The sequence below is a fragment of the Rhodospirillales bacterium genome, assembly GCA_023898785.1.
In the GTDB taxonomy this organism is placed as follows: domain Bacteria; phylum Pseudomonadota; class Alphaproteobacteria; order Micavibrionales; family Micavibrionaceae; genus TMED27.
Genome location: CP060239.1, coordinates 1,774,576 through 1,797,930, shown reverse-complemented (window position 1 = coordinate 1,797,930; position 23,355 = coordinate 1,774,576). Strand labels below are relative to the sequence as shown.

General features: G+C 50.9%; 16 protein-coding genes. 7 read left to right on the top strand and 9 right to left on the bottom strand.

The window, feature by feature from the left end; genetic code table 11:
• The first annotated feature begins 206 nt into the window (after nt 1-206).
• The 6 genes from H6859_09035 (at nt 207) to H6859_09010 (ending at nt 8,682) form a co-directional block, all read left to right on the top strand.
• Nucleotides 207-1,643 carry a TolC family outer membrane protein gene (locus H6859_09035; protein ID USO05282.1) on the top strand — a complete coding sequence of 479 codons (1,437 nt, stop codon included), beginning with the start codon at nt 207-209 and terminating at the stop codon, nt 1,641-1,643.
• Between the two features lie 70 nt (nt 1,644-1,713).
• Nucleotides 1,714-4,029 carry a type I secretion system permease/ATPase gene (locus H6859_09030; protein USO05281.1) on the top strand — a complete coding sequence of 772 codons (2,316 nt, stop codon included), beginning with the start codon at nt 1,714-1,716 and terminating at the stop codon, nt 4,027-4,029.
• An 83-nt stretch (nt 4,030-4,112) separates the two neighbouring features.
• The gene (locus tag H6859_09025) at nt 4,113-5,528 is read left to right on the top strand and encodes an HlyD family type I secretion periplasmic adaptor subunit (GenBank protein ID USO05280.1); all 1,416 of its coding nucleotides are present in this window, start codon (nt 4,113-4,115) and stop codon (nt 5,526-5,528) included.
• Between the two features lie 12 nt (nt 5,529-5,540).
• Nucleotides 5,541-7,544 (top strand): threonine--tRNA ligase, encoded by a 2,004-nt coding sequence (gene thrS, locus H6859_09020; GenBank protein USO05279.1) that lies wholly within the window; start codon nt 5,541-5,543, stop codon nt 7,542-7,544.
• 6 nt (nt 7,545-7,550) lie between these two features.
• On the top strand, nt 7,551-8,012 hold the full coding sequence (locus H6859_09015) for a tryptophan-rich sensory protein (protein ID USO05278.1): 462 nt from the start codon (nt 7,551-7,553) through the stop codon (nt 8,010-8,012).
• Nucleotides 8,013-8,133: 121 nt separating this feature from the next.
• Nucleotides 8,134-8,682 (top strand): translation initiation factor IF-3, encoded by a 549-nt coding sequence (locus tag H6859_09010; GenBank protein ID USO06743.1) that lies wholly within the window; start codon nt 8,134-8,136, stop codon nt 8,680-8,682.
• Between the two features lie 41 nt (nt 8,683-8,723).
• Here H6859_09010 and trxA read toward each other — a convergent pair whose 3' ends face one another.
• Genes trxA through tsaE form a run of 5 tightly spaced genes read right to left on the bottom strand, consistent with a single transcriptional unit; the run spans nt 8,724 to nt 16,789 of the window.
• The gene (gene trxA / locus H6859_09005) at nt 8,724-9,044 is read right to left on the bottom strand and encodes a thioredoxin (protein ID USO05277.1); all 321 of its coding nucleotides are present in this window, start codon (nt 9,042-9,044) and stop codon (nt 8,724-8,726) included.
• Nucleotides 9,045-9,094: 50 nt separating this feature from the next.
• The gene (gene addA, locus H6859_09000; protein USO05276.1) at nt 9,095-12,625 is read right to left on the bottom strand and encodes a double-strand break repair helicase AddA; all 3,531 of its coding nucleotides are present in this window, start codon (nt 12,623-12,625) and stop codon (nt 9,095-9,097) included.
• Nucleotides 12,622-15,633, bottom strand: a complete 3,012-nt coding sequence (gene addB, locus H6859_08995; GenBank protein ID USO05275.1) for a double-strand break repair protein AddB — start codon at nt 15,631-15,633, stop codon at nt 12,622-12,624. Before addB ends, addA begins: the two co-directional genes overlap by 4 nt.
• Nucleotides 15,630-16,364, bottom strand: coding sequence for a nucleotidyltransferase family protein (locus H6859_08990; GenBank protein ID USO05274.1), 735 nt, complete (start codon nt 16,362-16,364; stop codon nt 15,630-15,632). Before H6859_08990 ends, addB begins: the two co-directional genes overlap by 4 nt.
• Nucleotides 16,361-16,789: a tRNA (adenosine(37)-N6)-threonylcarbamoyltransferase complex ATPase subunit type 1 TsaE gene (gene tsaE, locus H6859_08985; GenBank protein ID USO05273.1), complete on the bottom strand. Its 429-nt coding sequence runs from the start codon at nt 16,787-16,789 to the stop codon at nt 16,361-16,363. The genes H6859_08990 and tsaE overlap by 4 nt, the downstream gene beginning before the upstream one ends.
• Nucleotides 16,790-16,892: 103 nt before the next feature.
• Here tsaE and H6859_08980 point away from each other — a divergent pair, with 103 nt between their 5' ends.
• Nucleotides 16,893-17,360, top strand: coding sequence for a hypothetical protein (locus H6859_08980; GenBank protein ID USO05272.1), 468 nt, complete (start codon nt 16,893-16,895; stop codon nt 17,358-17,360).
• 15 nt (nt 17,361-17,375) lie between these two features.
• On the opposite strand, the gene H6859_08975 is transcribed toward H6859_08980, so the two are convergent.
• From H6859_08975 to H6859_08960, 4 genes are all read right to left on the bottom strand, one after another.
• Nucleotides 17,376-19,769 carry a PAS-domain containing protein gene (locus H6859_08975; protein ID USO05271.1) on the bottom strand — a complete coding sequence of 798 codons (2,394 nt, stop codon included), beginning with the start codon at nt 19,767-19,769 and terminating at the stop codon, nt 17,376-17,378.
• Between the two features lie 69 nt (nt 19,770-19,838).
• Complete coding sequence (locus tag H6859_08970) at nt 19,839-21,530, bottom strand: mucoidy inhibitor MuiA family protein (protein USO05270.1); 1,692 nt, start codon at nt 21,528-21,530, stop codon at nt 19,839-19,841.
• A gap of 497 nt (nt 21,531-22,027) precedes the next feature.
• A complete protein-coding gene (locus H6859_08965; GenBank protein ID USO05269.1) occupies nt 22,028-22,789 on the bottom strand; it encodes a hypothetical protein in 762 nt (253 codons plus the stop codon).
• A gap of 37 nt (nt 22,790-22,826) precedes the next feature.
• Complete coding sequence (locus H6859_08960; protein USO05268.1) at nt 22,827-23,339, bottom strand: DUF4402 domain-containing protein; 513 nt, start codon at nt 23,337-23,339, stop codon at nt 22,827-22,829.
• Nucleotides 23,340-23,355: the final 16 nt, after the last annotated feature.

The window sequence follows — 23,355 nt, the reverse complement described above, 5'->3', positions numbered from 1 at the left end:
TTTCCAAAAAACCCGGTTTTCTTTATAGAAGGTCGGGTTTTTACCATCCTTGTAAACACGCGTTGCAAAAATGAGCCTTCATACAGGGTTTCAGGCGATAAAAATTATGCAAAGCGCTTGCATCTTGTAGAGAAAAGAGGCATAACTGTGAAGAATTCAGGCTGTGGATAAGTATGCTAACAGCCCAAGAGCTTTTAAGAATTTTTATGAGTGAGAGGAACAGTCCCGTGATTTTAAAGAAAAACTCTATTCGTATGTTGTGCCTGACGGTTTCAAGTGTGGCCTTGCTTGGTTTAAGCGCTGGCTCTGCTTTATCTCAGGATGAAGCTTTGCACCAGTCTTTGAGCGTTTCTTTGAAGGATGCTGTGGCAACGGGCGTATCTACAAATCCGGAATATGGCGTTGTTGCGGCGAGCCGCCGGGCAACGGATGAAGAGCTTAAACAGGGCCGGGCTCTGTATTTCCCTTCTATTGATATGCGTGCTGATGCTGGTTTTGAGCATAGTGATGATCCGGCAACGCGCGGAGGAACGGACAGTGATGATGAAGAAAATCTGCTGCGTAAAGAAGTCTCCCTCACGCTGACACAAATGTTGTTTGACGGATTTGATACGAAGTATGAGGTTGAGCGCCAAAAAGCGCGGGTAAATTCTTCTGCTAACCGCGTTCGCGAAACGGCTGAACTGGTCGGGCTTTCTATTGTTGAGTCTTATCTTGAAGTGCTGCGTCAGCGTCAATTGCTGGTAATTTCACGTCAGAATGTGGCCGATCACATTTCTATTCTTGATCAAATTCAAGATGGCGTTGATGCCGGACGCTCAACGCAAGCGGATATGGAGCAGGCCAAAGCTCGCCTTGCGGCGGCGAAAGCGACAGAATCCAGCACGCGTCAGGCTTTGCGCAATGCGGAAAGCCAGTACCGTTCCGATGTTGGTGATGCGCCAGGGCAACTCTCTATGCCGGTTATTCCTTATGATGTTCTGAGCGCAAGTGCAGAACAGGAAGTTGAGAAAGTTTTGGCATACAGCCCGACTTTAGATATTTTCGAATCCGATATTGAAGTGGCCTATGCCGAGGCGCATCAAACACGCTCGACCTTCTATCCGCAGGTTGATTTTCAACTCAATGGACGCACCGGACATGATATTAATGGCGTTGAGGGTACGGATACAAGCGCATCTGCTTTGGTGGTTGTGAACTGGAATTTGTATCGCGGCGGCGCGGATATGGCGCGCTCACGCGAGTTTTTGCATCGTCACCAACAGTCTAAAGAAAGCCGCGCGGAAGCAGCTCGTCAGGTTGAGAATGATGTGCGTCAGACGTGGGCGGCAATGGTATCAGCGGGTGAACGCGCGCGCGAGTTTGCAGCGCAGGCTGATGCCAATGTTGAGGTTGTAAAAGCGTATAAAGATCAGTTTAATTTGGACCGCCGGACGCTTTTGGATGTTTTGGATGCACAAAATGAGCTGTTTGTTTCGCGTTCCAACACGATTAATGCTGAATTTCTGGAAATGTTTGCCGTTTATCGCTTGATGGCGTTAAAAGGCAGCTTGCTCCCGACCCTTGGTGTCGAGTATCCTAGAGAAAGTGTTGTGGCTGCTGATGATAGCTGGAGCACATCCAAGAAGATGGAGGCCAGATAGGCACGGCGGCTCTGTATGCCGGTATGTTTCAAACAAGGCCTCTTTTCCCTAAGCGAAGAGGCCTTTTTTAATGGTGAATGATAAGAGTTCGAAGGAATCGAAGGACGTGCAGGAACCACAAGACGCACCTGATAACGGCGTTGCTGTAAACATCGTTGATAAAGAAGGCGATCCATGGCCGTTGCAGGCCGACCGGATGGCGATCCGGATGCCGCTGGTCGATTGTCTGCGTATAATGGCCGGGCATTATGGGCGCCGCACCAGCAATGACGCTTTGGTGGCAGGCTTGCCCATTCCCAATAAAGGCATTACGCCATCGCTGTTTATCCGCGCCGCTGAGCGCGCGGGGATGCAGGCGCATCTTGCGGATCGTTCGCTGGATTCTTTGGCCATTGCGCCGAACCTGCCATGCATTCTGGCATTGGAAGAAGGCCAGGCATGCATTTTATGGGACATTAAGTATCCTGAAAAACATACGCCGAAAAAACGGGATAATCAGAATGTTGTTATTCATCCCGAAACAGCGTTTATTGTCCAGTTTCCCGAGACTCCCGATGAGCGCCAAAAACTCACATTAGAGCAGCTTAAAAATCTTTACAGCGGCTATGCGTTTTTTATTCGTCCGGTGGCGCGGGTGGATGACCGGGCCGGGCCGGCGGAAATTGATACGGGCCGGGACTGGTTCTGGTCGGCATTTTGGAAGAACAAAACGCTGTATAAAGAAGTCGCGGTGGCGGCGATTATGATCAATATGTTCGGGATTGCCGGATCACTCTTTATCATGAATGTGTATGACCGGGTGGTGCCGAATAATGCGTTTGAAACGCTATGGGTTTTGGCCGCCGGGATTTTGATCGTTTATTTCTTTGATTTTATGCTGCGCAATTTGCGGGCGCATTTTCTTGATTATGCGGGGCGCAAAGCCGATGTGGTGATTTCTTCAGCACTGTTTGAACAGATGATGGGGATGAGTATGGAAGCGCGCCCGGCCAGTGCGGGCGTACTGGCTGCCAATATGAAAGAGTTTGAAACGCTGCGCGATTTCTTTACCAGCGCGACGATGGTAGCGCTGATTGATCTGCCTTTTGTATTGCTGTTTATCGCGATTATCGCTGTTTTAGGCGGGCCGATTGCGTTTGTACCGCTCGCAGCCATTCCGCTGATTGTCGGGATGGGTTTTTTCCTGCAAAAGCCTTTGCAGAAGGTGATAAAAGCGTCTTTGCAGGAAAGTGCGTTGAAAAACGCTTTGCTGTTCGAAACGATTATCGGGCTGGAAACGATCAAAGTGCAGGCCGCAGAAGGCCATACGCAGCGTAGCTGGGAAGAGCTTACCGATAAGGCATCGCGGACGTCTGTTAAATCGCGGCAGATTGCGGCGTTCGCGCAGAACTGGGCGATGTTTGTTCAACAGGCTGTAAGCGCGGTGATTGTAATTGTCGGAGTGTATTTGATTGCCGCCGGTTCGCTGTCCATGGGGGGATTGATTGCATGCGTGATTTTATCGGGCCGGGCGATGGGGCCGCTCGCGCAAGTTGCTGGATTGATGACGCGCTTTAGTCAGTCCCATGAGGCGTTGAAGCAGCTTGATGATTTGATGAAAAAGCCGGTGGAGCGCCCTGCGGGCAAGCATTTTGTAACTTTACCGCATATTCGCGGGCAACTTGAGTTTCGAGATGTTGTATTTCATTATCCGGGGCAGTCTACGCCGGCACTTAACCATATCAGCCTTACGATCGAGCCAGGTGAGAAGGTCGGGATTATTGGCGCGGTTGGTTCAGGGAAGACGACGCTGGAGCGGTTGTTGATCAACCTTTATGCGCCGGCAAGCGGCTCGGTGCAGATTGACGGGACCGACGTACGCCAGATTGATCCGGGTGATTTACGCCGGAATGTCGGGAGCGTACAACAAAGCCCGCAACTGTTTTTTGGCTCTGTACGCCAGAATATCACAATGGGGCATGAAACGGCGCCGGACCGGGCCGTGTTACGGGCGGCACAGCTTTCAGGCGTGATGGAATTTTTGAAAGATTCTCAAGCCGGGCTAGATACGCAAGTAGGTGAGCGCGGGGAAGCACTTTCCGGGGGTCAGCGCCAGGCGGTCGCGATTGCACGCTCTTTACTTTATGACCCACCGATTTTGGTTTTGGATGAGCCGACGGCATCGATGGACCCGGCTTCAGAAAACCGTCTCAAGAAACGTCTTGATGAAATTTGTAGGGATAAGACCGTAATGCTGATTACGCATAAGGGCGCGATGCTGGATCTGGTTGATAAACTGATCCTGATCGATCGCGGACGTTTGGTGGCGTATGGCCCGAAAGATGAAGTGATCCGTAAATTGCAGGCCCGCCAGTATGGGACAGAAGCAGAGAATACACAGGTGTAAATATGAGCAAGAATATAAAAAAAACCAGGAAGAATGCGCCTTCGAAAAAGCATGAGAAATCCAGATTGCCCAAGGAGTTTAAAATGGCCTCGCCATCGGGACAGGGCCGACCGATTTATGATGATAAAAAAACGATCAATGATACCGACGAATGGCAAGGCGTCCGTGATAGCTGGGCCAAGGAACAGGCCGGAAAGGTGCATGCGCGAGCTTTGGCCGTGTTTGATACTGATGATGATATGCCGCTTTCCAAGCATCTTTTGTTTATGGCGATCACATCATTTTTTGTAATTTTTATTGTTTGGGCAAATTTTGCTTCGCTGGATGAAGTCACGCGCGGGAATGGCAAGGTGATCCCGTCAAGCGATATTCAAGCGCTGCAAAGCCTGGATGCCGGTGTTGTTGAGAAAATTTTGGTGCATGAAGGCGACCTTGTCGAGGCCGGGCAGGCTTTGATGCAACTTGATCAGATTGAAGCGGAGTCGGATTTGGGCGCCAATAAAGCGCGCTATCTGGGTTTGCTGGCCTCCATTACGCGGCTTTCCGCTGAAGCGGAAGGCAAAGGCACGGTTGAGTTTCCTCAAGAAGTTATGAAGGGCGCACCGCAAAGCGTTACAGAAGAGCTCAACGCGTTTCGGGCTAATCAGCAGTCGATGAACGGGCAACGTAACGTGTTGCAACAGCAGATGAGTCAACGTGAATCCGAGCTGCGTGAAGTGGGCACGCGCATTGCCGATACGCGCGGGGTGATTGCTTTGCAGCGCCAGGAAGCAGGTATGGTGCGTCCGTTGGTTGAAAAAGGCTCGGCGCCGAAGATGGAATTGCTGCAGCTTGAGCGCACAATTAAAGAGAAAAATGCAGAGCTTAACAGCTATACGTCGAGTGTGCCGCGGATCAAAGCTTCGATTGAAGAGGCGCGCGGGCGGATTGCCGAGTTGGAGACGAATATGAAGGCGCAAGCCCAAGCCGAGCTTTCAGCCAAGCTGATCGAGATGAATGAGATTAAGGAGCGGCTGGCGGCGCTGAAACAGCGCAAAGGACGCACTGTTTTGAAATCGCCGGTGAACGGGACTATTCAGGAAATTACGGTGAGTACGATTGGCGGGGTTGTGCGCCCGGGTGAGGACATCATCAAGATTGTGCCCAAGGATGATCAGCTTATTGTCGAAGCGAAAGTCAGCCCCAAGGACCGGGCCTTTATCTTTCCAGGGCAAAAGGCGGTGATTAAGCTCACAGCCTATGATTTTTCCATTTATGGCGGGCTGGACGGTGAACTGGTTGATATTTCAGCCGATACGATTGAGGATCAGGAAGGTAACAGTTTTTACCGGGTGAAATTACGCACCGATAAAACCGAGCTGGTGCGCAAAGGCGAGGTGCTGCCGATTACGACCGGGATGGTGGCGAGCGTCGATATTTTGACGGGCAAGAAGACAGTGATGCAGTATTTGCTAAAACCCTTTATAAAGACTCTCGACAACGCCATGAATGAACGCTAGTTTCCTTTGATTATGGAACAAAAAGCAGAAAAACAAATTCAAATTACATTGCCTGATGGAGCGGTGCGCACATATGCGTCCGGTGTGACGGCGCTCGACATTGCCGAAGATATTTCGAAATCATTGGCCAAGGCGGTGATTGCGGTGCAAATTGATGGCGAGCTTAGCGATTTGTCACTGCCGATTACGGGCGATGCTTCTATCGCTTTGGTTAAGCGCAACGGGGATGATGATAAAGACATTGCCCTGGAGATGATCCGCCATGATGCAGCGCATGTGATGGCGCAGGCCGTGCAGAGTCTTTTTCCGGGGACGCAGGTGACAATCGGTCCGGCGATTGAAAACGGGTTTTATTATGATTTTGCGCGCAATGAGCCGTTCAGCACGGAAGATCTTGAGGCTATCGAAAAAGAAATGCGCAAAATCGTTGAACGCGGCGCGCCTTTCGAGCGCGAGGTTTGGGATCGCGGCGCAGCGATTGCCTATTTCAAAGACAAGGGCGAGTATTACAAGGCCGAGCTGATCGAGGATTTGCCAGAAGGCGAAGAGATCAAAATTTATCGGCAGGGCCAAGGGGAGAATGGTTGGCTGGATTTATGCCGCGGGCCGCATATGCCAACAACGCGCCATGTCGGTACGGCATTTAAATTGTTGAAAGTCGCCGGGGCCTACTGGCGCGGGGACAGCGACAAGGCGATGCTGACGCGGATTTACGGCACAGCCTGGCGCGATGATAAGGAACTCAAAGCCTATCTGACGCAGCTTGAAGAAGCGGAAAAACGCGATCATCGCAAACTTGGCAATGAAATGGATTTGTTCCATTTTCAACCCGAAGCGCAAGGGTCATGTTTCTGGCATCCCAAAGGCTATGTGATTTATCATGCGCTGGAAGATTATATCCGCCGGCGGGTGAATGATGATGGCTATAATGAGATCAAGACGCCGCAATTGATTGATAACAAGCTTTGGGAAAAATCCGGGCATTGGGGGAAATACCGCGAAAATATGTTCGTCGTGCCCGATGAAATTCCTTCGGGCGAAGATGACGGGCCGGTGGTATCGGACAAGGCGTTTGAAAAGCTGATGGCCTTGAAGCCGATGAACTGCCCGGCGCATGTGCAGGTGTTTAATCAGGGGATTAAGTCCTACCGCGATTTACCGATCCGTCTGGCTGAGTTTGGCTGTTGCCACCGAAATGAAGCGCATGGAGCGCTGCACGGGCTGATGCGCGTACGGCAAATGACGCAGGATGATGCGCATATTTTCTGCCGCGAGGATCAAATTACCGAAGAATCGATTCGCTTTTGTAACCTGATCAAGCGCGTTTATACGGATCTGGGCTTTGAGGATGTACGTGTAGTGCTGGCTTTGCGCCCGGAAATGCGTGCAGGCAGCGATGAGGTTTGGGACAAGGCTGAAAATGGTTTGCGTAAGGCGCTGAATGAAGCTGGCCTCGAATTTGAGGAAGAAGAAGGCGAAGGTGCATTTTACGGGCCGAAGGTCGAATATCATATTCGTGATGCGATTGGGCGGAGCTGGCAATGCGGGACATTACAGCTCGACTTTGTTTTGCCGGAGCGCCTGGATGCAAGCTATATTGGCGAGGATGGGGCCAAGCACCGCCCGGTGATGCTGCACCGCGCAGTTTTGGGAACGCTGGAGCGGTTTATCGGCATATTGATTGAAAGCACGGGCGGGAAATTGCCGTTATGGCTTGCGCCGGTGCAGTGCGTGGTGGCAACGATTACCGGCAGCGCCGATGATTATGCAAAGGATGTGTGCGCGGCTCTGAAAGCGGCGGGCATACGCGCCGATCTGGATATTCGCAACGAGAAAATTAATTACAAAGTGCGTGAGCATAGCGTTGCCAAAGTACCGAATTTGTTTGTGGTCGGTGCGCGTGAAGCCGAAGAGCGCACAGTGGCTATTCGCCGGTTGGGCTCGAATGACCAGAACGTTGATCCTCTGGATGATGCAATCTCTGCGTTAGTGCAAGAAGCTCAACCTCCGTTTTAAAGAAATATGAAATATATCGCTCCAACATTATGGATTTTGGTGTTTCAGGTGATTGGCTGGGCGATCGGTCTACTGACGCGCCAGAATATGGGCTGGTACGACACGCTGATTAAATCGCCGTTCAATCCACCTGATATTGTGTTTCCGATTGTCTGGAGCACGCTCTATGCTTTGCTGGCGCTGGCCGGATGGCTGGTGTGGAATGCACGAAAGAAACCGGGCGGTAACCAAGCGCATAATCTGTATTGGATGCAAATGTTTTTAAACTGGGGATGGACATTCATATTTTTTGAATTTCATCTGATACTGTTGGGGTTCTTCTGGATTCTGGCGTACTTGGTGGCCATGTTGGCTTTTGTTGCTGCGGCTTGGACTGTTGAGCGCCGGGCAAGCCTGTTGGTTATTCCGACAATTGTGTGGGGCTGTTTTGCCGCGTATCTGAATTACTCTATATGGACCCTGAATTGATGCGTTGTGTGCGCCGATGGGAAACGCTTGCGAATTAAGCGAAAAATCCGTATTAATGATTTCCAAACCATTATAAATTATGATTTTGAATAACGTTTTAACAATTACAGGAGACTAAACCATCGCCAGACCAGTGAATAACCGCCCGCCGCGCAAAGATGACGGGCCCCGGATTAACGATGATATTACAGCTTCAGAAGTTCGCGTTGTTGATGCGGATGGTGAAATGCAGGGCGTTATGTCTGTTGCGGAGGCTATAAAACTGGCTGAAGAAGCCGGTCTGGATTTAGTTGAGGTTTCCCCGAATGCATCTCCGCCGGTTTGCAAGATTCTCGATTTTGGCAAGTATAAATACGAGCAGCAGAAAAAAGCTTCTGAGGCACGGAAAAAACAGAAGATTGTTGATGTTAAAGAGGTAAAAATCCGCCCCGGCATTGAAGAGCACGACTATAATGTGAAAATGCGCAGTGCGCGGAAATTCCTGAAAAATGGCGACAAGGTTAAGGTGACAATGCGTTTTCGCGGCCGTGAAATGGCTCACCAGGATATTGGTTTTGACCTGCTTAAGCGCATGACCGAAGAGCTTGCCGATGTCGGCAAGGTCGATCTACAGCCCAAAATGGAAGGACGTCAGATTATTATGGTGCTGTCCTCGGAAGTCCAGAAGTAAGAAGGAAGAACTCTTCCCTCTTATCTTCTTCCTTCTTATTTTTAAACCTGACCTTCGATCCATTCCTGAAGCTGGGATTTGGGCATGCCGCCGACGCGGGTGTCAACCACTTGGCCTTCCTTGAAAATCATCAAAGTCGGAACGCCGCGTACGCCATATTTGGTTGGCGCTTCCGGGGCTTCGTCGATATTCACTTTCACGACTTTCACCGCACCGCCTAAATCTTCGGCCAATTCGTCAATTACGGGTGAGAGCTGCTTACAAGGTCCGCACCACTCTGCCCAGAAATCAACGATGACGGGCTTGTCAGATTGGAGCACTTCACTATCAAAATTCGAATCTGTAACGGCTACGCTGGGCATGTTTTTATCCTTTCAAAACTACGCAATATGAGCACTTCATTGACTATAGGCTACATGATTTTGAGATCAAGGGGCATGAGAATTGGGCCGTCTGTCCACAACAAAGCCGCGTGGATGGTGCGGCCGGGGTAGATTTTTTTGAGCACGGCGGCGTAGGTATGCATTTGACTGCGGTAGATTTCCGGGATTTGCGCCGGATTTTCCGGTGGAGGGCGATTGGTTTTGTAATCGATAATCGAGATTGTATTTTCATCAATATAGAGCCGGTCGATTTGGCCGCTGATGAGACCTTTTCCTTCTAAATGGCCGCTGATCGGGACTTCGGCCATGGAACCGGGACCAAATAATGGAGCAAAATCCGGGTGATTTAAAACTTTGAGTGTTTCGCAGGCAATTTCGCCCCGAATTTCAGCGCTTAGGGTTTTTGCGTAGCGCTTCAGGAAAGCCTGAGCGGTATTTTCCCAGTTTTTCCGAGGGATAGTCGGGAGAAGCTGTAACAGCTTGTGAGTCAGGTTCCCACGCACAAAACGTTGATTGTTGGTGCCTTGAAGTGGGGAGATGGCAGTGTCGGCAATATGTGAGGGGCGGATAATGGTTGTTGTCTGACTTTCTGATGGCGGATGTGTGTGCAGCCATTGTGGCGTAGGCTCTATCAGTGGAGCGGTTTTTCCCGGTACTTTGGGTTTTTCCGGTTCATGAATCTGCGGATTGGTCAGGCGCAAACCGCCGTTTTTCAGGTCTTCGATATCTTCGAGGTTTTGCAGGCCTTGCGCAATAAGATCGTACCAGCAACCACCGGGCAATTTTTCAGGGCTTTGGCTTTTGCCCAGCGCACCGCCAATATAAAGGCGGTCTTCGGCGCGGGTCATGGCGACATAGAGCAAGCGGCGATATTCTTCGTCAAGACGCTGGTTAAGCGCGCCCATGGCTTCACGATAGGCCTGGTAATCGCATTCTTTGCGTGGAGACCATAGCGGCAGGTTAAGGCCGGTCTGGTTTGGCCAGAGCAGGCGTTTTTCAGCACGGGCAGCCTCTTTCGCCGCGCTGGTGATCGTATCGGGCAGGATAACAATGGGGGCCTGCAGGCCTTTGGAGCCGTGGATGGTCATGATACGCACTTCGCCGTCAGTTTCGCCGTTATCGCTGTGATGCTCGCGTTTGATTTCCTGATGGCTGGCACGTCTGTCATGGATGAATTTTTGCAAAGAGGGCGGGGATTGTTTTTCAACCGTGCGTGCGAGACTTAAGAGTTCGTCGAGGGGATCGAGAGTATCCTTTCCTAAACGCCGCATGATGGCACGCCGAGCGCTGATTGTGTCTGTCGGGCAGGGGGATTGAAGAATGTGGGAGAAAAATTCGAATGGCGTTGTCTTTTTTGACAAGGTAAGCAGGTTTTTTAAATAGGCGGTGATTTTCTGATGATCGCTGGCTTGCAAACTTTCCCAGAGGCTTTTTTTGCCGCGGTAGGCGCTGAGGTTGAAGATTTCGTCTTCATTGAGGCCGATGAGCGGAGATTTAAGAACACTGGCAAGCGTCAGGTCATCCAGAGGCTGGAGCGCGCATTCTGCCGCCGCCAGCAGATCTTGTACGGCAAGTTCCTGAGACAAAACCATGCGGTCCAGACCGCTGACAGGAACATTCAGGTTTTTGAGCTCGTAAGCGATCTGGTTTACAAGGTTTGAGCGGGTACGCACCAGAATCATAATATCCCCGGGGCGGATGGGACACGCTTTTGAGGGGAGTATTTCTTGGGTGCTTAACCATGTTTTGATGGTTTTAGCGATATGAACGCTGAGTTTTTTGCGACCAGTTTGAGCTTCTTCAGCGCTGGTAAGCGGAGTCCAGAGATCTGTCTGGCCGCACTCGTCGCTCTCAAAGAGGGGCCAAAGTTCGACAAGGCCAGCCTGGCCGCGGCGAAAGGCTGTGTGCTCAATAGGCAGGGCGCTGAGACCTTTGCGAGTGTGTGCAGCGGCGAAAACCGAATCGACAGCGTTTAGAACACTGCTGGTAGAGCGGAATGAGATGTTCATGGGGACGCTGTCCCATGTTTGCAGCGCATTTTTGGTTTTACGTTCGAAATCGCTTTGCATGCGGGCGAATTCTTCGGGAGAAGCGCGCTGGAAGCTGTATATAGATTGCTTTTCATCACCCACCGTAAATACGGTTCGTGTCATATTGTTATCAGGAGCATTGCTGTAGAACTCGTCACAAAGAGCTTCTATGATTTGCCATTGTTCTGGATTGGTGTCCTGGGCTTCGTCGATCAAGATATGGTCAAGACCCTGGTCGAGTTTGTAATGGACCCAACTTCCAGCGTTGACAGCGTTTAGCCCCATGCTTTTACCTCTAAGCAGGTCGAGGGTTTTCAGAATGAGATCATCGAAATCAAGCGCGCCCTGGCCGGTTTTGAGAATTTCATATTCGTCTAAAATACTTTCCCCTAAAATCAGAATATCACGGGTAAGTGCAGCGCTGGAGCTGGCGGCCATAGCGTCTTTCAGGGCGATGAGGCGCTCTCCCTCGCGGGTGAGAATGTCAAGGATTTCGGGGTTGGCCTCAATGCTGTTTTTTAGCGCCAGCCGGGCTTTAATCTGCCCGTCGGATTTTTTCAGGAAGGCGCTTTGATACAGGGAAAAGTCCTGCATGCGTTGCTCTGTAGAGGCGGCAAGCCAGTTAAAGATGATTTCGGCGTTAGTTTGGTCCTGGCCTTTGCCCTTTTGCATGGTCAGCGCTGCACTGCGCAGCGCATTAGCGTTAAAGGATTCGTCGCTACAGGCATCGTTGAGAAGATTTTGAGGCGTTGTATGAGGGGCAATGCCCAAATGTACGCATAGAGCGCTGTAGAGACCCTCAAGGTCAAAATAACGGGCTTTCAGGCGCGCAAGTTGACGACGTTCACGAGTAATATCATTGAGCAGGCTGAGGAACTGATCTTCGTTGATGGTGGCAGCGATGCGCTCAAGGGCTTGTCCGAGTTCTGAGCCGGGTTGTTTTTCGGCGTTGGCGAAGGCGCGGTTGCGCGCGGCTGTTAAAAGCGCTTCACTGGCGGAATCTTCAAGAATGGTGAGGTGCGGGTTGATACCGGCTTCAAGGGGGAAACGGCCGAGGATCGACTGGCAAAAGGCATGGATGGTCATGATTTTGAGACCGCCAGGCACATCGATTGTGTCGGCAAAAAGTTTGCGTGCGGCTTTGATTTCGATTGTACTGGGCGCACGGCCCAGAAGACCGCGCAATTCGGCATACAGGGTTTTTGTGCCTTCCGGTCCATCAAGCGGCATGATAGCCCATGCGCTGAGGGTTTTTGAGATGCGCAGGGCCATTTCGCTGGCTGCGGCCTTGGTGAAGGTGAGGCACAGGATTTTATGAGCCGGGGCGCCGGGGATAATCTGGCCGGGGCGTTCTTCACGCGGCAAAAGCAAGCGCAAAACACGATCGGTCAGAACCTTGGTTTTGCCGGTTCCGGCTGAGGCGCTGACCCAGACTGAGGCGTCGGGGCGTGAAGCCCTGCGTTGCAAAACATTGGGTTCGACTTCACGAACGGTTTCGGTTTGTTTCCTGGGTGCGACCTGCGCGCTCATGCGGCCTCCGTTTCTTCAGAGTCAGCGCTGATTGCCCATTCCTTAACGCGTTCGAAATGTTCATAATCATTAAAGCGCGGAGCCTGATCCGGGCGGGGCTGACATAGATAGGCCCTATCAGGGTTATCGTAACTGGTAATGAGCGCGGTAAGGTTCTCGGCGGTTCGTTTTACGAGTTCATCTAAAGCATTGTCATAGATTGTGAGCTTCGCGCCGTCGCCTGTGCCATTGAGAACCCAGTATTGTAGTGAGCCGGTTACATATGGTTTCAGGTTTTTGAATCCGCCTTTTTCGAGAATAAGGGCTTCAAGCGGGAGTTGCGGCAGGGTGCCATTTTCGATGGCTTTGGCGCTGTATGTGCCGCCGGATTTATAGTCTATCAGCGCGGCTTTGCCATCCGGAAGCAGGTCTATGCGATCGGCAATAGCGGTGAGATTAAAATCGCCGCCCGGCGCTTTGATGTCGATTTCACCGCGAGCTTCGACAGCCAGATTACGGGTAGCTTCACGCAAGCCGCGCTCGTGAGAATCCAGCCACTGGGCCGTCTTTGCAAAGCGCGGCCACCAGAAACTCCACAGATGCGGATCATCGCCGCGCCGGTCTATTTCTTCGCGAGCAATTTTCAAGGCGAGAGCGGCGCTACCATCGGGCAGAGCATCGCGCGTTTCAAGAACGTAGCGTTCGAGGATTTTATGAAGGAGTTGACCGCGCTGGGCCACATCGACAGGTTTTTCAAGCGGATCGAGGATTTTGAGACCAAGGATGTAGCGGGCATAGATTGCATAAGGATCGCGCAGCCAGGTTTCAATTTTTGTGACGGAAAGATGGCGCGGGCGCATCTCGACAGGAGGACAAGGAGAAGGCATGTCAATCGGTTTCACTTCGCTTGTGTGATCCAGCAATCTTGCCCAGTGCAGAATATTACCGCCTTGCGGGGTTTCAAGATTTGCTGCATGCAGGACGGCTTCCAGTCGTTGCAACCAGCGCGAAGGGACGGTAGGCGCACCATCTTGTTTTTCGGCGCGGGTGAGGATAACACAAGGAGCGCACAGGCCTTGTACGAAATCATGGGCGGCCAGGCCGATGCCGCGTTCAGGTGCGGGCAGGCCGAATTCTTTGCGCATAGGCCGGGACATCCATGGATCAGTAGCCGGTTCAGGCGGCCATACACCTTCATTGAGGCCACCAAGAATGACCAGATCAGCATCAATCAGGCGAGCTTCCAATGTGCCGAGAATTTGCAAGCGCGGGTGGGTGCCAAAGGCCGGGCGGATCTGGGTTTGGTTCATGAAATGTGCGAGCACTGCAGCATAATCGCGCAAATTTAGTGTGTCCAGCGCGTGAGCATGGTCAAATAATTCGCTGAAAAAGCGGCTGGCATGGCGGCCAATTTCGCCGTGCCAGAGATTTTGTGCGCCTTCCCGGTCTTCACTGGCGCATAAAGATTCACATATATGCAGATGAGTTTGCAGGATTTGCCTGAATGTTTTCGGCTCAGCTTGCAGCGCAAGAAGAGGCGTGAATATGTCTTCGAGTTCAGACAAGAGGCCCAGCACTTCGGCTTTGAGGTTTTCGTCCAAACTCTCTTGTTTTTCAATATGCTTTTTTAGGCCCGTAAAACCCGCAGACGGTTTATTGCCACGCAGGACAAAGTCTAACGCTGTGGTTTGGCAGACATGCGCCTGTACGTTTTTACCCATCTGGCAAAAGCCTTGTTTAAGCAGACTAAGCAGCGCGATGGGAGAAAAATCTTCGCTTATAGCTTCCAGAACAGCGAGTATGAATATGCCGATAGGTAAATGGCGGAGATTTTGGCCGGCTGAATCGTCGATTGTGATATTCCAACGTTGGCAAGAAGCGGCAACGCGAGCGGCGAGTTCACGATCAGGCGTGATAAGACAGGCCGTTTTGTCCGGTGTTTCCAGCGTTTGCCGCATGAGCAGAGCTATGACGTCGGCTTCTTCGCGTAAATGTTGGCAGGAGATGAGAGAAAGATCATCCAGCGCGTTTTTCAGCGCAGCGGAGCTTTGCGCGCACTCAGCAATCTCGGCCCAACGCTGTGCGGTTTCGGCAGGGCGCATGAGCTGCCTGGCAAGGATTTGACGGTTATTATTGTGCGGGTTGTTTTGCACGTTTTTAAAGGGCTTTACCGTTTCGCGATCAATTTTCATACGCCCGAGAAGCTGTTTAAAACCAAATTGCGGGTGGGTTTCGCCAAGAGCGTTCCAGCTGTCTTCATCGAGATCCAGGTCAAAGCCGGGTAGAATGACCTCACCTTCTGGCAACTCGGCAATGACAGAGAGCAATCGCGCTGTTGCAGGAATAGAGCCGGTCGAGCCTGCGCCTATAACGGGCGTTTTCGGCGGACAAGCTTGCCAGTGTTTGGCCAGTGCAAGAATGAGGCGGTTTCGTCGGTCAGCTTGGTCAATAACGCCTTTTTCAGCAAGAATTTTTGGCCAGTGCTCGCTCAGAATTTCAAGAAACTTTAGAGTGATTTGCCAATGCTCGGCGAAGTCTTCGGGCACAAGATTAGCCAGATCGGCCATATCGAGATTTTCAGTATAGACGTGATCCATAAACATCCCAAGCGCCTGCGCCAGCTTCAGGGTTTGTTCATGCGAAGCGCTGTAGAGGCTATCGTCAGTATGGATCTGGCGAATGAGTTTTGCCAGCAGGATTTGACGCTGCAAGTCGGGAAGAGCGGCAGGCAAGGACCAGGCGTGATCTTGGCCGGTTTGACCGGTGATGGACAGGGAAAGCTCTTCTTCATCAAGATCGCCAAGGGGTTGCATACGCGGCAGAATAAGCGGTTTGGCTTCTCTTAGGGCTAGAAAGCTGTCTTGCAGGACGCGGCAGGCGCGGCGAGTAGGCAGCAAGATAAGTGTTTGGCTTAAGCTTTCTTCGCGACCAGCGTAGTCTTCGAGCAGACGGTCAGCCAGCAGGCGAGAAAAGGGCTGCCCGGCGGAAATGGTGGTGATATTTTTAGCTGGCGCATTTAGAGCATTCATGATTGACCGGATCTGGTTTTCAGGGCGGCATTGACAGCATCGAGATCTGCAGGCGTAGAGATATGATGCCATTCGCCGTGATGGACAAGGCCGTAGAGGCGCCCCTTTGCCTGGGCGGTGTCGAGTAAATCCAGATATGAAAAAGGCCCGTCTGGGGCGTTTCCGAAGATTTCCGGGGCATTGATGCGAATGCTTGTCCACATATAACGTCCGGTTTTATTGATGGAGCGATGAGCGTGACCATCTTCGTCCAGATCATAATCACCCAGCGCGTGGGTAAGGGTCATGGTTTCGATCGCCTGAAGCAGTATGAGGATGTCCATGCGCGCCGGATCCCAATATGCGGCTAGTGTTTCGAGAGTATTTTGGCCGGGAGCATCTTCCCATACGGAATCGCCACTGAGAACAAGAAACGGGGCATCGAAATGGCTGATGGCCGCTTTGATGCCGCCGCCGGTGTCGAGCAGATCCGGTTCGTGAGAGAGAATGACTTCAGGCCTGCGCCTTGTTTGCAGATGGCGCTGGAGAATTTCAGCCTTGTAATGGGTATTGATGACGCAGGACCTGATGCCGATAGCGCCGAGTTTATCGAGAGCCTGATCAATCATTGCACCGTTGCCCACTTCGACCATCGGCTTTGGAATATCGTTGGTGTAGGGACGCAGGCGTTTGCCGAACCCTGCGGCCAGGATAAACGCTCTATCGGACATGGACTTAGCGGCTGTAGTCATGCGTTTTTCTCAATCAGAATCTCTCGTTTATTCGGATCATTGTCAGCATTCGAAAGGGTAATGTCCAGAGAAAGGGGAGGTTTGTAGGGACCTAAACGATCGGGCCATTCGACGATTGTGATGCCATCAGCCAGAGCATCGTCCCAGCCAAGCTCGAAAATTTCATCCGGGTGTTCGATGCGGTAGAGATCATAATGATAAATCGGGCAGGTCAGGCCGTCATAGAGTTGGACAAGCGTGAATGTTGGACTGGGCACGTCTATATCGTGCTGGTTGGTAAGGGCGCGAATGAGCGCGCGTGCGAAAACGGTTTTGCCCATGCCGAGTGTTCCGTGCAGCAAAAGTACATTGCCAGGCTGTAAATCTTCGGCCAAAGCGGCAGCGATACGGCTTGTATCTTTTTCATTATCGCTGATGTGTTTCATAAGTTTTGTATATGTTTAAATAACTGAAAATGCAATATTTTTTGCGTACGCCGCATAAGGATTCATATTAGGTTTTGAGCTGCTTGCGTGATATAATGGCCCTATGAGACGGGCTTTATTCATTTTTGTTTTTCTTATTTTAATGCCGCAGATTGCTGCAGCACAGAATGAAAATCTTGATATTGTTCAAGAGCCTGTTTGCTTTGCGGTGCGCAATGCTGCGGATTATAAAGTCTATGGTACCATCGCTACCGAACAATTTATGCGTCCTGATGGAATTATAGCGCGTCATCGTTCAAATTTTCGACTGGATGAGGCCGGAGGGATTGATGAAAAAACAGGTGAGGCATCGGATCGCGTTGAATTTTGTTCTTATGGTCCGTTTTTCCTCAACCGGATGTTAATTGTAACGCTACGAACGCTCTTTCCGGTGTTTGAGTGTAAAACCCGCGTGGATACGGGCAAGGAAATTGTCATTAGAGGTGCACGCCGCGCCGATGATAGCGGCGTGATTACCTGGGCAGAATGTTTTCAAGCGGATGGGACACCAACAGGCAAGCCTCCAGAATAGACCGTACACATCTTTTCAATTCTTCGCCGCTTTTTTAACTTTATCGAGCGGGAGTTTGAGAGGTGTTTCGATGGATGTGAAGGGAATGAACAGAGTAACGCAAGTACCCTTGCCTTGCGCACTTTCAAGATTAACATTGCCGCCGTGCAGTGCGACAATGTTTTTAACCAGTGAAAGACCCAGTCCAGCGCCGGAATGCCCTTTTTTGGAATTGGCTTCACCAATCCCGGCGCGCTCAAACGGCTCAAAGATGCGAAGTTTGTCTTCCTTGCGGATGCCAATGCCCGTATCCTGGACTGTAAATTCTATGCCTTCTTTTTTGCGTTTGGCGCAGAGTGTTATTTCGCCGTGAGCGGGCGTGAAGTTAATAGCGTTGCGAATCACGTTGATGATGGCTTGTTTGAGGCGTTTTTCATCGGCGCTGAGTTTACCAATATTTTTAGCACACTTAATGTGGACTTCGATTTCAGCTTTGCGAGCCCAATCGCTGACACGTTTCTGGATATTTGATATGAAGTCATAAATGCCGATATCACTGCGTTGTAGGGTCATATAGCCGGCTTCAAGCGTTGCCAGATCAAGAATATCATTGATGAGATCGAGAAGCTGTTCGCTGGCTTTGCGCGTATCGCGGGTATATTCCTTTTGTTTGTCGTTGAGCTTGCCGAAATATTCCTGATCAAGGATTTCGTTAAAACCCATGATAGCGTTGAGCGGTGTACGAAGCTGGTAGGAGACATTGGCCAGAAAGTCAAGTTTGAGCTGTTCGGCAGCTTCGAGCGCAGCATTTTTTTCGCGCAGGGCGTTTTCAACGCGCACTGTGTCGGTGACATCGATATAGGTGATGAGTACGCCGCCATCCGGCAGGGGCACGGTGGTAAAATCAATCAGTGTTTCGTTTGCGCGCCGGAGACGGCCTTCATGCATCGTGCGGTCAAGGGCTTTGGCGGTGAGTTCTTCTTTGCGCCGCGGCCATTCTTCGGCGGTAAAAAAGCCGCTCAGTTTTTCGACAATTTTGGAGACATGCGGCTTGCCGTCTAGGTCTTCTGGATTGAGGTTCCAGAGGCGGCCAAAGGCCGGATTCCACAGCTTGAGACGGCCATCGCCGCCATACACCGCCACGGCTTCGCCGAGATTATCAAGCGTTTCTTTTTGTACGGCAATAAGGGTGTTGTAAGAGGATTCAAGTTCGAGGCGGCTGGTGACATCTTCGAAGGTCATCATAATGCCGCCCATGGAATGGGGGACGACCAACATACGCAAAGCACTGCCATCGGGCAGATAGAGCATTTCATCATGCGGCCCTATCAATGAGGTGAACATATCGAGCCAGCTTTGCTTGAATTTGCGAAAATCAGCTTGTTCCGGCAAGCGGCGTGTTTCGCGCAGTTTTTCCATGATCTCGCCAAGCTTGGGTTTGGTGTTTAGCCAGCCATCCTCCAGCCCCCAAAGTTGGGAAAAGGCTGAATTGTAAAATTCGATTCGAGCGTCATTGCTGTAAATTGCAATAGCAGTGCGGAGTTGTTCGAGCAATTCAATGTTGGAGGCCTGATAGCGTTTGAGGGCGGTTTCTAGTTCTTCGATGCGGGAAATGTCTTCGCATAGGCCGAGCGTCATATTGAGCTCTGGAAGAGGCATTTCGATGATTTTCATGAGCAGGCGTTTGCCGCCGATATTGATATGGGCCTGTGTTTCCTGTTTTTCACCGCTGGAAAGAGCGCAGGCGGCCAGTTCCGGTCCGGGCGGAAGGGACGCGTCTTTTTTGTCTTTGAGTTTGCGTGTGGATGCGGGGAGTTCCTTTTGCTCATTTAAAATAGTAGAAATGGTGAGCCCGGCAGCATCACTATAGGCTTGATTGATCCAGATAATTTCACCGTTCTTATCGCGCAGCCAGCGTGGTTGGGGCAACGCATGAAAAGCAGCCTGAAGCTGCTCGAGCTGGTGGGCTTTGATTTGGGCATCATGTTCGAAAGTCTCGCGGGTTTTAAAACTTTCTGTAACATCTTCAAGCCAGAGAATATTAAAGCGATCTTTGTTTTCAGTATCCTGACCTTGCGAGCCCGTGATTTTAAAGATTTTGGTTTTATCGTGGCTTTTTGCATGAGTGGTAAAAGGAATGGCATTTTTTTCAAGCCGTTCGAACAGCCCTTCCAATGCAGCGGCATCGCTGGGAGCGAGGTGCCCTTGAATATCGATAAGTTTGTCGATGGATTTGATACCGAGCACATCGCAAAAGCTCTGCGAGTAAACAACACTGCCGTCGCTGGACCAGCCGCAATATTCGCCCGGATAAGCTTTTAAAAAGGCTTCAAGGCGGGCTTTTTCTGTGATCAAGGACCCGCGACCGAATGCGGCAAGCATACGGTTTGTCAGGGAAAGGGTTTGTTTGGACGTGGTCTTGTTCACCATGGAAGAAGTGTAGGGAAAAGCAGGTTAAAGGACAATCGTTCTTTGCCCATGGAGGAAAATTCTCCGCTTTTAGCGCAACCCTGTGAGCGTTTTATCCTGCGGCCACGAGAGTTTCCAGCCGAGTTTGACGTCTTTTTTTGCGCCCGGATCAAGCGCAAAATCCCAGACGCTCAGGCCTTTGATTTTATCATGATCGGTTTCAAGCCCAGGCGTAGTTTTCTCGGTGAGAATGTTGAGCTTGATATTCTTGTCTTTGGCACTGGGCAGCATTTGCATGAGAACAATATTGACGGATTTTGAGCGCAAATTGTGAATTTCGGTGACCGTATGGCGCTCAACGCTTTTGGTTTTGTTCATGATGATGCCCTCCTCATCGCGTTCGTCTTTGAGGGTTTTATGAGCGACTTCAATCTGGTCGTCGATGCCGAAGGATAAATCATGTTCGCCGCCGGGGCGCAGCAAAGGCAGGCCTGTCTGGCCGACGAAAGCGCCGTCGCGGAAGAGGAAGGCCGGGCCGGGCAGGATCGGGGCTTCGCCCTTAAGTGTGGTTTTGGCGATCAGGTAGGCGTTGGTATTGGCTTGCGGTTTGATGTGGACTTCAAGCTTTGTCTCGGTTTCAAACGGGGCGATGAGGACTTTTGTTTGCGTGCCATCGGCGGGAATCGAGGACAGGCCGGGGATTTTGTATTCAGCCGTGAAACCGCCGGTGTCAATAGTAGCAGTGCGCATGGGAGTTTCTTTCATCGCTTCAACAGGCATTGGAGCCGAAGCATCCATTTCTGTGCGTTCTTCAGTTTCCATAACATCGGCTGGGACAACGCTTTTAGCCATACCATATCCAAAATCACCGACGCTTTGACGTCTGGCTATAGTTGGGTCATACAGGCTGACCCACATCGGCGGGAGGTTCGGGGCGGTTGCGCCGCGGTGAGGTTGGGCAGTAGACAGGGTCAGTTCGATATTGCTCCAGTCCTCGCCAGTGCGTTGGGATACCGAACCGTATTGGATGAGTTCGAGCGCACCGTTTTGGGTATCCAAGCGCGCATCATAAACCGGGTGCCAGCTTACGCCGCCGATCTGATAGTCTAGTGCGAGGGTAAGCGTGCCGGCGCCGGTGGCCTCAACGGGCAAGCGGACTTGCGTGGTTTGTTTCTGGCCAGTGCGGCGTTGATTCAGATCTTGCACGATTTTGTTGATTTGTTTTTGCAAATCTTCAATCTGTTTATTTTTTTCCAGATCTGCTCTCAGGATCTCGCTAATTCCAGTGTAAATTGTCTCGGCTCCGGCCAGCCAGCTTTCTGTATTGAGATTAAATTCGGCGATTGCTTCATCCTCTTTTTCAACCGCCCGTGCGGCGAGCGATTCGAGAAACTGGCGTTTTTGACTCAGGGCCTGTTTTTCTGCAGCGATAATTTTTTTCTGGTTTTCGAGGGTTTCGAGATTGGCGGTCAGTTCCTGTTCACGTTCAGAGGTGAGTTCAACGCTGTTAACGATTTTGTGCGAGAGTGCGCCAAGAGTGGCTTTGGCCGTTCCTTTTCCCTCAACGCGCAAAGAGTCGGGGAAAAGATTCGCCGGAAGATTTTCAAAAACCACGACATGTTTACCGGCGGGAAGATCTATTTTGACGCTGCGGGTAAGAGTCGCACGATCAGCAAAAACTGTAGCGGCTTTCAGCGTAGATGGGACCGGAATTTCATCGGCGAAGGCTACGTTTGTGAACGGGATGAAAAACAGTGCGGTGAGGATCAAAATTTTGTGCATGGTGCGCCTCTTATAGGATTAATAAAGCGTCCTTAACTATAGCCAAAGGCGAGCAGGCATAGCAAGGGGTTCGAAGATATTTCGTTACGAGCCGAAGGAGCGCGTTTTAGCATCTGAAAGATGTTCTTTCGCATTCTTTAGCTTTTTCAAAACATAAAGATACGGGCGCCCGGTATCAAAGCGCTATCACAACAACGTTGTCGCGTGCTTTGGAGCCGGTCTTTCACCCTGTTGGCTTGCCCTTTGTTTTTTTCAAAGGGACCGGGCGGATTCGCGCCGGTGGTGTGGACAATCAGCCCATCGCACAAAGTATACGGCTTCCTGTATAGGATATTATTCCTATTTCGTCAAGGATTTTTTTCTTTCGCGTTTAATTCCTTGCCCCTTGGGATATCCCCCATTGCTGCAGCCGACCTCTTCGCCAGAGCCTTCTTACACATTCTCAGTGCACGCCAACACAACCGCGCACAAATCGCCCGCTTGGATAATCCAGACGCCTAATCAAAAATCTTTTTAAGTCCCTCGCCGATATTATCGACTTCCTGACGAATTTGCTCTTTGATAACCTCAAGCTGGTCCATGCCCATCTCTTTCAACGCCCCGGGCGACATGCCCTGATAAAATCCAGCATCTCCGGCAGCTTGCGAAAAAGTCTCCAGCAATGGCGCCATAACCTGCGCCACCGCTTCGCGCGCCAAAATTCCGTTCTCCTTCACACCAATCCCGTTCAACCGCACAGGCGCAACCTTAACCGGCTTCAAATCCTGCACATCCAGCAACGTCACAGACGGATAAACCTGCGCACCCTCCAAAACAAAATGGCGAATAATAACCTTGAGCGGTTCTTTCCCTGCTTCCTCTTTTCCACCTTTGATGCCGGATTTCAGTTTGTGCAAATTCGTCCCATCGGGCTGCACTTCCAAAAATACCTGCACAGCGCCAACATCAATATTTTCAAAATCAATCAACCCCTTTGACACTGAGCGTAAACCAACCTCTATATTTCCAACGCCCAGCGCATGCGGTTTTGAAAACCCTTCCGGATTAGCAATGTGAATATCACGCACACGCACACGCTTTTCCGGCAAAGAAATATCCATCGCGCCAATACTCACATCAGCGCCCAGCGCGTCAGATGCAATCTTTTCCACAAGCGGCTTGGCCAGAACATTAAGCTGGCTCAACACATAAACCCCGCCGCCAAACATCAAAGCAAAAGCGAGCGCTGAAACTGTGAGAATAGATTTACTAACGGCCATGATCTTAAAACCTGTATTTAAGGGTTCGACTTATAAACTATTGTAAAATTGCGGTCACACCAAGAGCGCCGGTATATGTTCCACTCGCCTGCGTCGCCCCGACATTAAGCGTCGCCCCGATAGGAACATTCAAAAACGGCGCCGTCACAGTTGTACCCGTTCCCCCATTATTCGTCACGATATTAACATTCGTTACACTCATCGAATTCCCACCACTATTAATCGTGGTGGTTCCTGATACATTCACCTGAATCGGACGAAAAGGGAAAGACTGCGTAACAACACAACGCCCACGCGTCTGCGGCGCAGACCCAACCGTAACGCACGACGAAGTTGTTGAATTATCGGGCCGAACCGTTACACTGCCCGCCGCTCCGCACGTAACAAATTCACCAAAAATCAAACTCTCGAAACAATTCAAGCTTTGCGCAGAAACCTCACCTGGAAAAACGCTCAGCACCGTTGCCAAAGACAACTTGACCAACAGGTATTTCGATGGATTTTTATGTTTATAGTCTGCCAGCATAGTGATGAATATTGAGCATTTCATATACTCCACGCAAGGT

Coding starts and splice junctions, on each gene's coding strand:
- H6859_09015 (USO05278.1), top strand. CDS start 7,551: ATGAAATATATCGCTCCAACATTATGGATTTTGGTGTTTCAGGTGATT.
- tsaE (USO05273.1), bottom strand. CDS start 16,789: ATGAAACACATCAGCGATAATGAAAAAGATACAAGCCGTATCGCTGCC.
- H6859_08980 (USO05272.1), top strand. CDS start 16,893: ATGAGACGGGCTTTATTCATTTTTGTTTTTCTTATTTTAATGCCGCAG.
- H6859_08960 (USO05268.1), bottom strand. CDS start 23,339: ATGAAATGCTCAATATTCATCACTATGCTGGCAGACTATAAACATAAA.
- trxA (USO05277.1), bottom strand. CDS start 9,044: ATGCCCAGCGTAGCCGTTACAGATTCGAATTTTGATAGTGAAGTGCTC.
- H6859_08975 (USO05271.1), bottom strand. CDS start 19,769: ATGGTGAACAAGACCACGTCCAAACAAACCCTTTCCCTGACAAACCGT.
- addB (USO05275.1), bottom strand. CDS start 15,633: ATGAATGCTCTAAATGCGCCAGCTAAAAATATCACCACCATTTCCGCC.
- addA (USO05276.1), bottom strand. CDS start 12,625: ATGAGCGCGCAGGTCGCACCCAGGAAACAAACCGAAACCGTTCGTGAA.
- H6859_09030 (USO05281.1), top strand. CDS start 1,714: ATGGTGAATGATAAGAGTTCGAAGGAATCGAAGGACGTGCAGGAACCA.
- H6859_08965 (USO05269.1), bottom strand. CDS start 22,789: ATGGCCGTTAGTAAATCTATTCTCACAGTTTCAGCGCTCGCTTTTGCT.
- H6859_09025 (USO05280.1), top strand. CDS start 4,113: ATGGCCTCGCCATCGGGACAGGGCCGACCGATTTATGATGATAAAAAA.
- H6859_09035 (USO05282.1), top strand. CDS start 207: ATGAGTGAGAGGAACAGTCCCGTGATTTTAAAGAAAAACTCTATTCGT.
- H6859_08970 (USO05270.1), bottom strand. CDS start 21,530: ATGCACAAAATTTTGATCCTCACCGCACTGTTTTTCATCCCGTTCACA.
- thrS (USO05279.1), top strand. CDS start 5,541: ATGGAACAAAAAGCAGAAAAACAAATTCAAATTACATTGCCTGATGGA.
- H6859_08990 (USO05274.1), bottom strand. CDS start 16,364: ATGACTACAGCCGCTAAGTCCATGTCCGATAGAGCGTTTATCCTGGCC.